The organism is Stenotrophomonas sp. Marseille-Q4652 (genome assembly GCF_916618915.1).
Taxonomy (GTDB): Bacteria; Pseudomonadota; Gammaproteobacteria; order Xanthomonadales; family Xanthomonadaceae; genus Stenotrophomonas.
This window is the reverse complement of record NZ_CAKAKE010000001.1, coordinates 1,668,580-1,682,401: the sequence shown is the minus strand read 5'-3', so window position 1 is coordinate 1,682,401 and position 13,822 is coordinate 1,668,580. Positions and strand designations below refer to the sequence as shown.

Annotated in this window: 17 protein-coding genes; 3 read left to right on the top strand and 14 right to left on the bottom strand. The window is 67.9% G+C overall.

What is annotated here, in order from left to right; all coding sequences use genetic code 11:
• Positions 1 to 15 precede the first annotated feature (15 nt).
• From LG380_RS07865 to LG380_RS07825, 9 genes are all read right to left on the bottom strand, one after another.
• The gene (locus LG380_RS07865) at positions 16 to 444 is read right to left on the bottom strand and encodes a hypothetical protein (protein ID WP_225764409.1); all 429 of its coding nucleotides are present in this window, start codon (positions 442 to 444) and stop codon (positions 16 to 18) included.
• 197 nt (positions 445 to 641) lie between these two features.
• The gene (locus LG380_RS07860; RefSeq protein WP_225764408.1) at positions 642 to 974 is read right to left on the bottom strand and encodes a non-heme iron oxygenase ferredoxin subunit; all 333 of its coding nucleotides are present in this window, start codon (positions 972 to 974) and stop codon (positions 642 to 644) included.
• Positions 971 to 1,510, bottom strand: coding sequence for a GNAT family N-acetyltransferase (locus LG380_RS07855; RefSeq protein ID WP_225764407.1), 540 nt, complete (start codon positions 1,508 to 1,510; stop codon positions 971 to 973). The genes LG380_RS07860 and LG380_RS07855 overlap by 4 nt, the downstream gene beginning before the upstream one ends.
• Before the next feature lie 117 nt (positions 1,511 to 1,627).
• Entirely contained in the window at positions 1,628 to 2,893 is a 1,266-nt protein-coding gene (locus LG380_RS07850) for a cysteine desulfurase (protein ID WP_225764406.1), read from the bottom strand.
• Complete coding sequence (gene sufD, locus LG380_RS07845) at positions 2,893 to 4,155, bottom strand: Fe-S cluster assembly protein SufD (RefSeq protein WP_225764405.1); 1,263 nt, start codon at positions 4,153 to 4,155, stop codon at positions 2,893 to 2,895. Before sufD ends, LG380_RS07850 begins: the two co-directional genes overlap by 1 nt.
• The gene (gene sufC / locus LG380_RS07840; protein ID WP_225764403.1) at positions 4,155 to 4,919 is read right to left on the bottom strand and encodes a Fe-S cluster assembly ATPase SufC; all 765 of its coding nucleotides are present in this window, start codon (positions 4,917 to 4,919) and stop codon (positions 4,155 to 4,157) included. Before sufC ends, sufD begins: the two co-directional genes overlap by 1 nt.
• 65 nt (positions 4,920 to 4,984) lie before the next feature.
• Positions 4,985 to 6,460, bottom strand: coding sequence for a Fe-S cluster assembly protein SufB (gene sufB / locus LG380_RS07835; RefSeq protein ID WP_225764402.1), 1,476 nt, complete (start codon positions 6,458 to 6,460; stop codon positions 4,985 to 4,987).
• A gap of 17 nt (positions 6,461 to 6,477) precedes the next feature.
• Complete coding sequence (locus LG380_RS07830; RefSeq protein ID WP_225764401.1) at positions 6,478 to 6,927, bottom strand: SUF system Fe-S cluster assembly regulator; 450 nt, start codon at positions 6,925 to 6,927, stop codon at positions 6,478 to 6,480.
• 70 nt (positions 6,928 to 6,997) lie between these two features.
• A complete protein-coding gene (locus LG380_RS07825; RefSeq protein WP_225764400.1) occupies positions 6,998 to 7,525 on the bottom strand; it encodes a cytochrome C in 528 nt (175 codons plus the stop codon).
• A 171-nt stretch (positions 7,526 to 7,696) separates the two neighbouring features.
• Between LG380_RS07825 and LG380_RS07820 the strand changes: the two genes are divergently transcribed.
• Positions 7,697 to 8,164 carry an SET domain-containing protein-lysine N-methyltransferase gene (locus tag LG380_RS07820; protein WP_225764399.1) on the top strand — a complete coding sequence of 156 codons (468 nt, stop codon included), beginning with the start codon at positions 7,697 to 7,699 and terminating at the stop codon, positions 8,162 to 8,164.
• 131 nt (positions 8,165 to 8,295) lie between these two features.
• Positions 8,296 to 8,838: a type 1 glutamine amidotransferase domain-containing protein gene (locus LG380_RS07815; RefSeq protein ID WP_225764398.1), complete on the top strand. Its 543-nt coding sequence runs from the start codon at positions 8,296 to 8,298 to the stop codon at positions 8,836 to 8,838.
• A gap of 25 nt (positions 8,839 to 8,863) precedes the next feature.
• Here the strand turns inward: LG380_RS07815 and LG380_RS07810 are convergent, their stop codons facing one another.
• The 5 genes from LG380_RS07810 to fusA all read right to left on the bottom strand — a co-directional run bounded on the left by LG380_RS07810 (position 8,864) and on the right by fusA (position 13,186).
• Positions 8,864 to 9,454, bottom strand: a complete 591-nt coding sequence (locus tag LG380_RS07810) for a DUF1439 domain-containing protein (protein WP_225764397.1) — start codon at positions 9,452 to 9,454, stop codon at positions 8,864 to 8,866.
• A gap of 75 nt (positions 9,455 to 9,529) precedes the next feature.
• Positions 9,530 to 10,060: a hypothetical protein gene (locus tag LG380_RS07805; RefSeq protein WP_225764396.1), complete on the bottom strand. Its 531-nt coding sequence runs from the start codon at positions 10,058 to 10,060 to the stop codon at positions 9,530 to 9,532.
• 50 nt (positions 10,061 to 10,110) lie between these two features.
• The gene (locus LG380_RS07800; protein ID WP_225764395.1) at positions 10,111 to 10,410 is read right to left on the bottom strand and encodes a DUF3861 family protein; all 300 of its coding nucleotides are present in this window, start codon (positions 10,408 to 10,410) and stop codon (positions 10,111 to 10,113) included.
• Between the two features lie 180 nt (positions 10,411 to 10,590).
• Positions 10,591 to 10,989 carry an HU family DNA-binding protein gene (locus LG380_RS07795; RefSeq protein WP_225764393.1) on the bottom strand — a complete coding sequence of 133 codons (399 nt, stop codon included), beginning with the start codon at positions 10,987 to 10,989 and terminating at the stop codon, positions 10,591 to 10,593.
• 151 nt (positions 10,990 to 11,140) lie between these two features.
• Complete coding sequence (fusA, locus tag LG380_RS07790; RefSeq protein ID WP_225764391.1) at positions 11,141 to 13,186, bottom strand: elongation factor G; 2,046 nt, start codon at positions 13,184 to 13,186, stop codon at positions 11,141 to 11,143.
• Between the two features lie 199 nt (positions 13,187 to 13,385).
• On the opposite strand from fusA, the gene LG380_RS07785 reads away from it, so the two are divergent.
• The gene (locus LG380_RS07785; protein WP_225764390.1) at positions 13,386 to 13,820 is read left to right on the top strand and encodes an OsmC family protein; all 435 of its coding nucleotides are present in this window, start codon (positions 13,386 to 13,388) and stop codon (positions 13,818 to 13,820) included.
• Positions 13,821 to 13,822 lie beyond the last annotated feature (2 nt).

Below are 13,822 nucleotides of genomic sequence, written 5' to 3'. Positions count from 1 at the left end.
CGCAGTACGTAAAGCTCAAGCCTGGCGCAGGGGAGGGGCGTGGCCGGGATTCATCCGCAGGTGCGGGGCAGACGGATGCTGCTGCTCGTGCGCCACGGCCTGCTGGCGCCGCGCAGTGCGGGCGGCGCATACGAACACCTCACCACTGCGCAGCGTGTGGCTGTTTGCGGGATGCGGCCCACGGGAAGACTTTGCAGGTTGCGCAGACGCCACGCTGGATTCGTACACGGCGGCCATCTGCGACGGGACCGGCATCGGCAATGGTTCGGGCACGGCCTGGGCGACCGGCATGGCAGGGGGCCCCATGACGTTCGATGCCAGCGCAGCCTGTGCCAGGCCCAGTCCCCACACCAGCAGCATGACGGACAGCGCCAGGCGCGCGACCCGCCAGCCCTGTGGGCCGGAGTGTCGGTACTGCGCGGCCTGGACAGGCTGGGCGGTCATGAGGGGTGAGGGGCCGATGCGCTGCGGAATGCAGTGTGCGTAGTTTATTGAGAACCATTCGCGTTCGCAATACGGTTCGCCGGATTTTTCAGGCTTGGCCAGGCCACACCCTGTGATCCCACGCCAGCAAGCACGAACCCCGCGCGGGGCGGGGTCCAAGGGGCGATGGTGGTGGGGTGGAGGCAGGCTCGCCGTGCTTACTCCCGGTCGTCGCGGGCCCAGATGCCACCGTGTTCGCGCTTGACCGGGAAGCGCGGCACGGGGGTGTAGGCCGGGGCGCACAGGGCACGCCCGTCACGCACGTCGAAGCGTGCACCGTGCAGCACGCACTCCACGGTCCCGGTCGCCGGGTCGAACGGCCCGGAAGACAGTTCGAACTCCTCGTGCGTGCACTGGTCCTCCAGCGCGTACAGCTCGCCATCGATGTTGAACACCACGATCGGCGCGCCGGTGACCTCGTCCCAGGCGGTCTTCATTTCGCCGGGCAGCAGCTCCTCGCTGGCGCAGACGAAGGTCCAGGTCCCGCTCATGCGCCCGCTCCCAGCGGCTTCTCCATGACCTCGAAGCGCAGGTCATCGCGCCTGGGGATGCCGAAGCGCTCGTCGCCATACGGAAACGGCTTCTTGATCCCGGTGCGCGCATAGCCGCGGCGCTCGTAGAAAGCCATCAGCTCCTCGCGGCAGTCGATCACCGTCATCTGCATCGTCGCCAGGCCCCACTCGCGGACCACATGTGTTTCGGCCGCCTGCATCAACTGCTTGCCGATGCCGCCGCCCTGCAGGCCCGGGGCCACGGCGAACATGCCGAAGTAGCCGTGCCCGTCCTCGTCGGCGACGTGGCAGCAGGCCAGCAGGCGGCCCTGCGCATCCTCGGCGACCAGGATGGTGCTGCGCTCGCGCGCCAGGTCGGCATTGATCGCCTCGGCATCCACGCGCTGGCCATCAAGGATGTCGGCTTCGGTAGTCCAGCCGGCGCGGCTGGCCTCGCCGCGGTAGGCCGAGGTGACCAGCTGGACCAGGGCGGGAATGTCGGCCGGCGTGGCGGCGCGGAAGGTCAGGTTGCTCATGCCGCCATTCTAGTTGGCGATGGTGGTGAACAGCAGCGGCATCGTTGCCTGCGGGGGCCGGAAAACGCGGATGCCGCGGTTTCCCGCGGCATCCCGGTGCTGGTCATGCGGGGCGGATCACCCCAGCAGCTTGCGCACCTTGTTCAACGCCACGATGAACTGCTCGATCTCCTCGTGGGTGTTGTAGAAGGCCAGTGAGGCGCGGCAGGTGGCGGCCACGCCGTAGTACTGCAGCAGCGGGTGGGCGCAGTGCTGGCCCGAGCGCACGGCCACGCCTTCCAGGTCGAGCAGGGTGGCCAGGTCATGCGCATGCGCGCCTTCGACCAGGAAGGACACCACCGCAGCCTTGTCCGGCGTGGTGCCGAAGATGCGCAGGCCGTCGACCTTCTGCAGCTCCTCGGTGAAGTGCGCCAGCAGCTCGGCCTCGCGTGCTTCCACGTGCTCCATGCCCAGCGATTCCAGGTAGTCCACCGCCACGCCCAGGCCGATGAAGCCGGAGATGTTCGGCGTACCCGCCTCGAACTTGTGCGGCGCGTCGTTGAACACGGTGCCGTCGAAGCTGACTTCCTTGATCATCTCGCCGCCGCCGAGGAACGGCGGCATCGCGTCCAGGTGCTCGCGGCGCGCCCACAGTGCACCGGTGCCGGTCGGGCCGCACATCTTGTGGCCGGTGATGGCGTAGAAATCGCAGCCGATGGCGGGGATGTCGATCTTGCGGTGCGGCGCGGCCTGCGAGCCGTCGACCACGGTGACGATGCCGCGCTTGCGCGCCTCGCGGCAGATCTCGCGCACCGGATTGACCGTGCCCAGCACGTTGGAGACGTGGGCCACGGCCAGCAGCTTGACCTCCGGGGTCATCGCCGCACGCAGCGCGTCCATGTCCAGGGCGCCGTCCGGGGTTATCCCGGCCACGCGGATGGTCGCACCGGTGCGCTGGGCCACCAGCTGCCACGGCACGATGTTGGCGTGGTGCTCCATGCGCGACACCAGGATCACGTCACCGGCCTTCAGCCGCGGCAGCGCCCACGAATACGCCACCAGGTTGATGGCGAAAGTGGTGCCACTGCACAGCACCAGCTCGCTGCCCCGTACGTTGAGGAAGCGCGCCAGCTTGGCCCGAGCGCCTTCGTAGGCCTCGGTGGACTCGGTGCCGAGCGCGTGCACCGCACGGCTGACATTGGCGTTATAGCGGCGGTAGTACTCGTCCAGCGCTGCGATGACCTCCATCGGCTTCTGGCCGGTGTTGGCATTGTCGAAGTACACCAGCGGCTTGCCGTGGACCTCGCGCATCAGCAGCGGGAAGTCCAGGCGCACCCGGGCCCAGTCCGGGGCCAGCTCGTGCGGGCCGTGCGGGCCGTGCGGTCGCGGCGTGGACAGGTTCATCAGGCGACTCCTGCTTCGGACAGGGCGCGGTCAAGCTGGCGCGCCAGTTGCTCGCGCAGTGCCGCCGGCACGGCAGCCAGTGGCTCGTGGCAGAACGCCGCGCTCAGCAGTGCCTGCGCCTGCGCCTGCGGCAGGCCGCGCGAGCGCAGGTAGAACAGCGCATTGGCGTCGAGCTGGCCGACGGTGGCGCCGTGCGCGGCCTTGACCTCGTCGGCATCGATCACCAGCGTCGGCTGGGTATCGATCTCGGCATCGGCCGACAGCAGCAGGTTCTTGTTGGACAGGTTGGCGTCGGTGCCATCGGCGCCTTCGCGGATGTGGATGCCGCCATGGAACACCACGCGGCTGCGGTTGGCGGCCACTCCGCGCCACAGCAGGTCGGCGCTGGTGTCGCGGGCGATGTGCTCGATGCCCAGGCGGGTGTCCACATGGCGGCGGCCGTTGCCGAGCAGCACGCCATTGGCGGCCAGGCGGGCGTTGTCGCCTTCCAGCCGCACGTTGAGCTCGTGGCGGCTCAGGGCGGCGCCCAGCTCCAGGTCCACGCGCAGGTACTGCGCATCGCGGGCCAGCACCGCATCGGTGCGCAGCAGGCTGGTCTGGCGCGGGCCCTCGGCCTGCACGCGGGCGTGCTTGAACACCGCGCCCTGGGCCAGGTGGACGTGAACCACGGTGTTGTCCAGGTGGGCGGCATCGCCGGCATGCAGGCGGTGCTCGACCACGCCGAGGCTGGCGCCGGCGCGCAGTTCCACCAGGTGGCGGTGGTGCCAGGCCAGGTCGCTGCCGGTCTCGGCACTGACGAACACCAGGTGCAGCGGTGCGTCGGCCTGCACGGCCTCGTCCATGCGCACCAGCACGCCCTCGTCGGCCAGCGCAGCGTTGAGCCGGGCGAAGATCTCGTCGGCGCGCTCGTAGCGACGGCCGAGGAAGCGCGCGGCCTGCTCGCCGGCGGCCAGCGCGGCCGACAGGGGCTCGACCTGCACACCGGCCGGCAGGCCGGACAGGTCGCTGTGGGCATCACTGACGCGGCCGTTGACGAACACCAGGCGCGGCGCCGGAATGCCGGCCAGCAGGCTGGCTTCGATGGCCGCCGGCGCCATCGGCGCGGGCGCGAAGCTGCGGCGTTCGAGCTGGCGCAGCGAGGTGTACTTCCAGGCTTCGGTGCGCGGACCGGGCAGGCCGTCGCGCAGGGCCGCGTCGAGCACGGCGCGACGCTCGTCGCTGCCGTTGAAGCCGCTGGCCAGGGAGTCGAGCAGTGCGCTCATCAGACGGCGGCCTCCGGCACCACGCGATCCTTCAGGAAGTCATAGCCGTGGGCTTCCAGTTCCAGCGCCAGTTCCGGGCCACCGGTCCGCACGATCTTGCCGTCGGCCAGCACGTGCACCACGTCCGGCTTGATGTAGTCGAGCAGGCGCTGGTAGTGGGTGATGACCAGGAGTGAACGCTCCGGGCTGCGCAGCGCATTGACGCCATCGGCCACCGACTTGAGCGCGTCGATGTCCAGGCCCGAGTCGGTCTCGTCGAGGATGGCCAGCTTGGGCTCGAGCACGGCCAGCTGGAAGATCTCGTTGCGCTTCTTCTCGCCGCCGGAGAACCCTTCGTTGACGCCGCGGTGCAGCAGCTCGTCCTTCAGGTGCAGCACGGCCAGCTTCTGGCGCACCAGCTTGAGGAACTGCATCGAGTCCAGCTCTTCCTCGCCGCGCGACTTGCGCTGCGCGTTGAGCGCGGCGCGCAGGAAGTAGGTGTTGTTGACGCCGGGGATTTCCACCGGGTACTGGAAGGCCAGGAACAGGCCGGCGGCGGCACGTTCTTCCGGTTCCAGTTCCAGCAGCGCCTTGTCGTCGAAGGCGACGCTGCCGCCGGTGACCTCATAGCCCTCGCGGCCAGCCAGCACATTGCCCAGGGTGGACTTGCCGGCGCCGTTGGGGCCCATGATGGCGTGCACTTCGCCGGGCTTCACTTCCAGCGACAGGCCCTTGAGGATTTCCTTGCCGGCGATGCTGGCGTGGAGGTTTTCGATCTTCAGCATGGTGGTTTTCCGTTGGGCGGCACGCTGGCCGCCTGAATTTTGAACAGTGCGTACGGGCAGGGCGGTCAGCCGACCGAGCCTTCCAGCGAGACTTCCAGCAGCTTCTTGGCCTCGACCGCGAATTCCATCGGCAGCTCGCGGAAGACCTGCTTGCAGAAGCCGTCGACGATCATCGACACCGCGTTTTCCTGGTCGATGCCGCGCGAACGGCAATAGAACAGCTGGTCGTCGCTGATCTTGGAGGTGGTGGCCTCGTGCTCGACGGTCGCGCTGGGGTTCTTCACCTCGATGTAGGGGAAGGTGTGCGCGCCGCACTTCTTGCCGATCAGCAGGGAGTCGCACTGGGTGTAGTTGCGCGCGCCCTCGGCGTTGCGGTCCACCTTGACCAGGCCGCGGTAGGTGTTCTGGCCGCGGCCGGCGCTGATGCCCTTGGAGACGATCTTGCTCTTGGTGCGCTTGCCGACGTGGATCATCTTGGTGCCGGTATCGGCCTGCTGGCGGTGGTGGGTCAGCGCCACCGAGTGGAACTCGCCCACCGAGTCGTCGCCCAGCAGCACGCAGGACGGGTACTTCCAGGTGATCGCCGAACCGGTCTCGACCTGGGTCCAGGTCACCTTGGAGCGCGCGCCACGGCATTCGGCACGCTTGGTGACGAAGTTGTAGATGCCGCCGACGCCGTTCTCGTCGCCCGGGTACCAGTTCTGCACCGTCGAATACTTGATCTCGGCGTCTTCCAGCGCGACCAGCTCGACCACCGCCGCGTGCAGCTGGTTCTCGTCGCGCATCGGCGCGGTGCAGCCTTCCAGGTAGGAGACGTAGGCCTTCTCCTCGCAGATGATCAGCGTGCGCTCGAACTGGCCGGTGTTGCCGGCATTGATGCGGAAGTAGGTGCTCAGCTCCATCGGGCAACGCACGCCCTTGGGGATGAACACGAAGCTGCCGTCGGAGAACACCGCAGAGTTCAGCGCGGCGAAGTAGTTGTCACCGACCGGCACGACCGAGCCCAGGTACTTCTTCACCAGCTCGGGATGCTCGTGCACGGCCTCGGAGATCGAGCAGAACACCACGCCCTTCTCGGCCAGTTCCTTGCGGAAGGTGGTGCCGACGGAGACCGAGTCGAACACCGCGTCCACCGCCACGCCGGCCAGCTTCGCCCGCTCGTGCAGCGGCACGCCCAGCTTGTCGTAGGTATCGAGCAGTTCCTGGGGCACCTCGTCCAGCGACTTGTACTTCGGGCCCTTGGGCGCGGAGTAGTAGCTCAGCGCCTGCAGGTCGATCGGGCCGATCTCGAGCTTGGCCCAGTCAGGCTGCGGCATCTTCAGGAACTGGCGGTAGGCGTCCAGGCGCCACTGCGTCATCCACTCCGGCTCGTTCTTCTTGGCCGACAACGCACGGATCACGTCCTCGTCCAGGCCCGGGGGCAGGGATTCGGATTCGATGTCGGTGACGAAGCCGGCCTCGTACTTGCGACCCAGCTGTTCGTGGATCTCGCGGTTCGGAGTCTCGGCAGGAGCGATGTTGTCTAGGGGTTCGGTGGCCATGGGGGCTGCCTACGGTTTCAGGAGACGACGCTGACGTCGATGGAACGTCGTCGTCCGGAGGGGGGAATGGGGTGCAGCATCTGCGCCAGGGTGAAGCCGCGCAGCGCGTCGGCCACCACGTCGTTGATCAGGCGCCAGTTCGAGCGCATGCCGCATTGCTGGGCAATGCCGCACTGGCTTTCCTGGTGGCTGCATTCGGTGATCGCCAGCGGGCCTTCCATCGCCTCGACGATCTCTATCAGGCTGATATCGGCCGCATCGCGGGCAAGTCGATAGCCGCCGTGCACGCCGCGCTGGGCCTTGACCAGGCCGGCCTGGCCCAGCAGCTTGAGCAGCTTGCTGACGGTGGGGGGCTCCAGCCCGGCCGATTCGGCCAGGTCGGTCGCGCTCAGCACCTCGCCCGGCCGCGACGCGAGCACGGTCAGCACGACGGTGGCGTAGTCAGTGAGTTTGGTGACGCGGAGCATGGCCGGGGACGGATTTCCAAAGCGGACCGAAATTGTACGCTTTAGGTGTCCCCGGTCCAAGTTTCCCTGTTCAGTTTCCGGTCGGCCCGGGCGGGGGCGGCGACCCGGCGACCAGCGCCAGATAGGGCTCCGGGGGCGTCACGCCCGGGGCCAGTGCTGGCGGGGCGGGCTCGCCGGCCGCTCCCAGCGAACGCACGAAACGGTAGATGGCGCGACGGTCGTCCTCGCTCATCGCCCGCACCGCGAAATCGGGCATCAGCGGCCGGGTGCGCAGGTTGCCGCTGTACTGCAGCCACTGGGGCTCGTCCAGTTCCTGCATGCGCAGCCGCAGGTTGGTCGCGTACGTGGTCCCCCACGGTCCGTGGTAACCCAGCGGCGAACCGGTCAGCCACTGCTCCACCGGTACCTCGCCCTGGCGCTCGGGGTAGCCGGAGGTGTGGCAGTCGTTGCAGCCGGAGGTACGCACCAAGTATTCGCCCCGGGCGATGAGCGGATCCGGGCCGGCCACCTGCTGGGCCGGAGCGGGGTCGCGGTGGCAGCCCGGCAGGACGGCCAGCAGCAGGGCGGCGACGGCATACGAAGGACGGGATGGGATCATGGACCGGTCGATGGCAGGAGGGATGCCATGGCAAACGGCAACCTCAACCGATGCAGGACGCGCGATGCCACCCGGCGCTGCGGCTGTCGGATACCTCATCGCAGGCCATGCATTGGTGTTGGCGCAGGCATGAGCGAGAATCCCCCCTCCAACCCGTCATGGCAAAGGCACATGCCCAAGAAGATCCAAGCCCGCAAATCCCCCATCCATGGCAATGGCGTATTCGCGGTGGCCCCGATCAAGAAGGGCGAGCTGGTCATCGAGTACAAGGGCAAGCGTCGTACCCACGCCGAGGTGGACGCCGATGACAGCGGCGATGTGGAAAGCGGGCACACCTTCCTGTTCACCCTCAACGATGATTACGTCATCGATGCCAACTACGGCGGCAATGACGCGCGCTGGATCAACCACAGTTGCTCGCCGAACTGCGAGGCGCTGATCGTCGAGCATGACGGCGATGACCGCACCCGGGACAAGGTGGTGATCGAGGCGCTGCGCGACATCCGCCCGGGCGAGGAGCTGACCTACAACTACGGCATCACCCTGTCCGAGCGGCACACGCCGCGGCTGAAGAAGATCTGGGCCTGCCGCTGCGGTGCGAAGAACTGCACCGGCACGATGCTGCAGCCCAAGCGCTGACCTGTGTTGCTTTCCGGGCGCGCCGCGCCCGGAGCCAGCGTTGCCCAACAAACGCGACGTACACGTTGCGGTCACCGGCGGCCAATGCCGCCGCCGCCAGACTGTCGGTTCCCCACTTGAAGGAGAACCACATGGGCCATGCATTGAACGGCAAGAAGGTCGCCATCCTTTCCACCAACGGTTTCGAGCAGTCCGAACTGCAGGAGCCCAAGCGCCTGCTCGAGTCCTGGGGCGCGCAGTGCATCGTGGTTGCACCGGGCAAGGAGGACAGTATCCGCGGCTGGAAGGGCGGCGACTGGGGCGAGTCGGTGAAGGTCGACCAGCAGCTCGATGGCGCAAACGCCTCCGACTACGACGCGCTGGTCCTGCCCGGTGGCGTGATCAATCCCGACAAGCTGCGCATGGAAGAAAAGGCCGTGTCCTTCGTCCGCGCCTTTGCCGATGCCGGCAAGCCGGTGGCCGCGATCTGTCATGGCCCGTGGATGCTGATCGATTCGGGCCTGGCCAAGGACCGGAAGGTGACCTCGTGGCCGTCGCTCAAGGCCGACCTGGGCAACGCCGGCGGCAAGTGGACCGACGAGGAGGTCGTGGTCGACGGCCAGGTGATCACCAGCCGCAAGCCGGACGACATCCCGGCCTTCACCGACGCGGTGGCCAGGGCACTGGCCGGCTGATCCGCCCGATGCCTGCTGGACGGGCTCACTCGTCCAGCAGGTAGGCCGGTCCGAGCTTGTCCAGGTCCTGGTTGAACTCCAGCACCACCTTGCCGTTCTCGACCCTGGCCGAGCGTACCTGCAGCGCACCCAGCAGCTGGCCCAGCGCGGGATCGATGCGGTAGACCGGTTCCTGCCTTGCGTAATCGGCCAGCCATGCATTGAGCAGGCCCCGCGCACGCGGATCGAGCTGGGCACCCGGGGTGGCCGGGCGGAAACCATCAATGCTCGGCTGCTCCAGATGGAAGCCCTGCGTGTTCGCGTCGTAGCGAAGGCCACTGGTCAGCTGCACGTTGCCTACCGGCACCGGCGCACCGCCCAGCGTGGCCATGGCCAGGTCGAATGCCAGCGCCAGGCGGTTGCCGGGCGGCAGGTCCACCTTCGGCTCGCTGATCGTCAGGCTCAGCAATCCGCCCAGCGCCTGCTCGGTACGCGGGAAATTCCCGTCGAGATAACCTTGCACGTCCGGCGCCGCAACGGCGACGCGGTTGCCCTGGATCTGTGGCGCGGCAAGCACGGGCGACAAACCGCAGGCGGCTGCGAGCACGGCGGTCAACAGCAGGCGGCGAACAGGCATCGCGGGACTCCGCGTCAGTGGCAGAGCGCCACGATAAGCATTGGCGGTGAATCCCGGGTTAGCGATGCCGCTGACTCAGTCGATGGCCGGTTGCAGGGACGCGGAGGTGATTTCCCAGCCCGTTCCATCCACTCGCGGACGCATCCGGTACCAGCCCAGCAGGATCCGGTTGCCTTGGCTGGTGCCCAGGCGCAGGCGCACCGGGATCTCCAGCGAGCGGGGTGGGTCTTCCTGATCCAGGGCAATGGCCGCCTGGTTGTCCACCCGCAGGGTGCGGATGTCGGTCATCGCCCGAAGCACTGCATCATCCGGTTGCGGCGGGGGCTTGCCACCACTCCAGAATGCGTCCGACCCGCGGCGATCGCCCTGCACCAACAGTTGCAGGTAGCGGTGCAGGTTGCTGGCGGCGGCAGTGCGCGCCTCGTGTGCAGCAGGCGAGGGCTGCCCGATTTGCGGGTCGCTTCCGGACGTTCTGGCGGTTGGGTCGCCGGCCGGGTCGCTGGCTGCATCCGGCGACGTCAGGGAGAGTCCGGCATCGCTGTGGGTGGGCGTCCCTTGCGAGCAGGCGGCCAGAAGGACGAGGATCAGCAGCGGCCAGCGACGCATGGGCGACTTCCCGGTGGAGAGCCTGCAGTGTAGCCCGCGCCAAAGCCCTGTTACTTCCGCGGCAGTTCCAGCCGTGCGAGCGCTTCGCCGAGCTGCTCACGAATGACGGCCAGGGCGCCTGGATCGTCGCTGCGGTCACGCAACAGGCCTTCCAGCAACTGGCGCGCCACGAGGAGGGCGGCGTGCTGGTCGGCCGGGAGGGCGCGGTTTTGCTGGGCGGATTCCAGCAGGCGCATCCAGTGCTCGGGACTGCGCTGGTCGAACTCGAGCGTGCAGCGGCCGCTGCACTGCATGCCGTCCTTCTCGATCGGGGTGACGGTAATGCGGTAGCGATGGATCTGGGTGGACATGGGGGAAGTGTCCGGTGGTCGGGGGAGCGCCCACCATAGGCCCGCGCCAGCGGCGAGGGGAGGGACCGACCCATGACGCTGTGTTCCACCCCGGCGCGGCGGTGCGTGCTTCCCCGCCGCACAAAAGGAAACGGGACGGCATGGCCGTCCCGTTCCGGATGTTGCATCAGGCCGCTGCGATCAGAGCGCGGCGTCCTTGAGCTTCTTGAGCGGACGCACCTTCAGCTTGGTGGTGGCCGGCTTGGCGGCGAACCACTGCTCTTCCTTGGTGAACGGGTTGATGCCCTTGCGCTTCGGCTTGGCCGGCACGTTGACGGTGGTGATCTTCAGCAGGCCCGGCAGGGTGAAGCTGCCAGCGCCCTTCTTGTGCACCGAAGAGGCAACGGCGCTTTCCAGGGCGGCGAGCACGGCACGCACGTCCTTGGCAGCAACAGCGGAGGTTTCGGCGATGTGTGCAACCAGACCCGACTTGGTCAGGGCTTCCTTGATCGGCTTGGGAGCGGCCGGCTTGGCAGCTGCCTTCGTAGCGACTTTCTTCACTGCCTTTTTCGGGGCAGCCTTCTTAGCGGTCTTAGCCATGATTTCCTGTTCCGTGATCGGTTGGTTGTTTGATCGCCGAACCCCGTCGGCAAGCGAAATGTAGGGCAAGTCCTGCGTGCCGCCAATAGGAAACCGGCAAAAAAAGCCCTGAAAACCGCCGCCGGGGTGCCTTCCATGGCATCCGGGGGGCTCAGTCCTCCTCGATCTGCGGCTGGTGGGCGGCCATCAGGCGCTGCTGGACCGGCGCCGGCACCGGCTCGTAATGGCTGAAATCCAGCGAATAGCGGCCGCGTCCGGCAGTGGCCGATTTCAGCTCGGTGGCGTAGTCGGTCAGCTCGGACAGCGGCACGTGGGCGTGGATCACGATCTCCCCCGGCGCCGAATCGGTGCCGTTGATGCGCGCACGCTTGCTGGCCAGCCCACCGGTGATGTCGCCGGCCTGGGCTTCGGGCGCGGTGATGTCCAGCGACACCACCGGTTCGAGGATCTGCGGCCCGGCCTTGGCGATCGCGTCGAGGAAGGCCTTGCGCGCGGCGGTGACGAAGGCGACCTCCTTGCTGTCCACCGGATGGTGGCGTCCGTCGTGGACAGTGACGCGGATGTCCTGCAGCGGATAGCCGGCGACCGCGCCGCTTTCCAGCACCTGGCGCACGCCTTTTTCCACCGCCGGCATGAACTGCCCGGGGATGGTGCCGCCCTTGACCTCGTCGACGAACTCGAAGCCGCTGCCACGCGGCAGGGGAGCCACGCGCAGGAACACCTCGCCGAACTGGCCGGCGCCGCCGGTCTGCTTCTTGTGCCGGTAGTGGCCCTCGGCGGGCGAGGAGATCGTCTCGCGGTAGGGAATGCGCGGCGTGCCGGTGACCACTTCCACGCCGTGGCGGCTGGACAGGCGTTCGAGCACGATCCGCAGGTGCAGGTCGGACATGCCGCGCAGCACGGTCTCGTGGGTGTCGTGGTCCTGTTCGATGCGCAGGGCGGGATCCTCCTGGGCCAGGCGTTCGAGCGCGGTCGCCAGCTTCTGCTCCTGGCCACGACTGGCCGGGGAAATCGCCAGCGCCGCCATTGGCCGCGGGAAGGCGATCGGCGCCAGCCGCAGGTGGTCCTGCTCGTGGCGGTCGTGCAGCACCGCGTCGTAGTGGATCTCCTCGATCTTGGCCACCGCGGCAATGTCGCCGGCCACCACCATGTCCACCGGCACGTGTTCCTTGCCCATCACCCGGAACAGGTGGGTCGCCTTGACCGGCTTCCTCTGGTCATCCACCAGCAGGGTCATGTCCCTGTGCAGGGTGCCCTGGTACAGCCGGAACACGCCGACCTTGCCGACGAAGGGATCGTTGATGATGCGGAACACGTCGGCCACCACCGGCGCCTGTGGATCGGGCGTGACATGGACCGGGCGCAGGCCACCGTTCTCGTGGCTGACGAACAACGGCGGGTTGCCCTCGCTGGGATCGGGAAGCAGGTCGTGGGCGATGCCCAGCAGTTCCTCCACGCCCACCCCGGTGCGGGCGGATACGAAGCACACCGGCACCAGGTGGCCCTCGCGCAGGCACTGCTCGAAGGCGGCGTGCAGCTCGACCCCCGACAGCCCCTTCTCACCGGCCTCCAGGTAGCGCTCCATCACCCCCTCGTCGATCTCCACCACCTGGTCGAGGATGCGCTGGTGCCAGGTCGCCACCGGGCCGACGTCGCTGTCGCCGCCGTCATGCGAGAAGCAGTCCAGCACCCGCGTGCCATTGTCGGCCGGCAGGTTGAGCGGCAGCACCTGTGGGCCGAACTCGCTGCGCAGGTCTTCCAGCATGCGCGCGCAGTCGCAGCCCTCGTGGTCGATCTTGTTGACCACGATCACCCGGCACAGCTGCCGCTCCTGTGCGCGCAGCATCAACCTGCGGGTGCCGTGTTCGATGCCGCGGCTGGCATCGACCACGATCATCGCCGTCTCCACCACGGCTGCGGCCGACAGTGCCGCGCCGCGGAATTCCGGGTAGCCGGGGGTGTCGATCAGGTTCAGTCGCAGGTCCGGGCGGTCGACGCTGGCGATGGCGGTATCGATCGAGTGGCCGCGCTGCTTTTCCAGCGGATCGTGGTCGGAGACCGTGGTGCCGCGTTCAATGCTGCCTGCCGTCTGCAGGGTGCCGCCGGCAAGCAGCAGGGCTTCGAACAGGGTGGTTTTGCCGGCGCCAGGGTGGCCTGCCAGGGCCACGTTGCGGATTTGCCGTGTGCTGTAGGACATGAGCCGTTCCTCCAGGTGGGTGCTGGGTCGAAAGGCGTCATGGCTGTCCATGCGGAGCGGCCCGGAGCGTGCGGCTCGCAGGGCGGTCATGGCGGAACCGGCAATGTAGCGCGGCCGTCGGCAGCCGCACGTTGCGACGCACAAGCCCGTAACACGGGGCTGGCTATGGTGGGCTTCCATCCACCACAGGAGACGACGCATGGGTATCTTGCGTTACGCCCAGGCCCACTGGGAAGGCGACCTCAAGACCGGCAAGGGCCAGCTCAGCACCCCGGCGAGCGGGCTGATGGACAACACCCGCTACGCCTTCAGCAGCCGCTTCGGCGACGAGAAGGGCACCAACCCGGAAGAACTGATCGCCGCCGCGCACGCCGGCTGCTTCACCATGGCGCTGTCGGCCAAGCTGACCGAAGCCGGCTTCCCGCCGACCTCGATCGATACCCGCGCCGACGTGGACCTGTCGATGGAAGGTGGCCCGCAGCTCTCGCAGATCAGGCTCAAGGTCAAGGCCGTGGTGCCGGGCATCGAGGCCACGCGCTTCCGCGCCATTGCCGATGACGCCAAGCAGAACTGCCCGGTGTCCAAGGCGCTGAGCGCTGTGCCGATCAGCATGGAAGCCGAACTGGGCAGCTGATC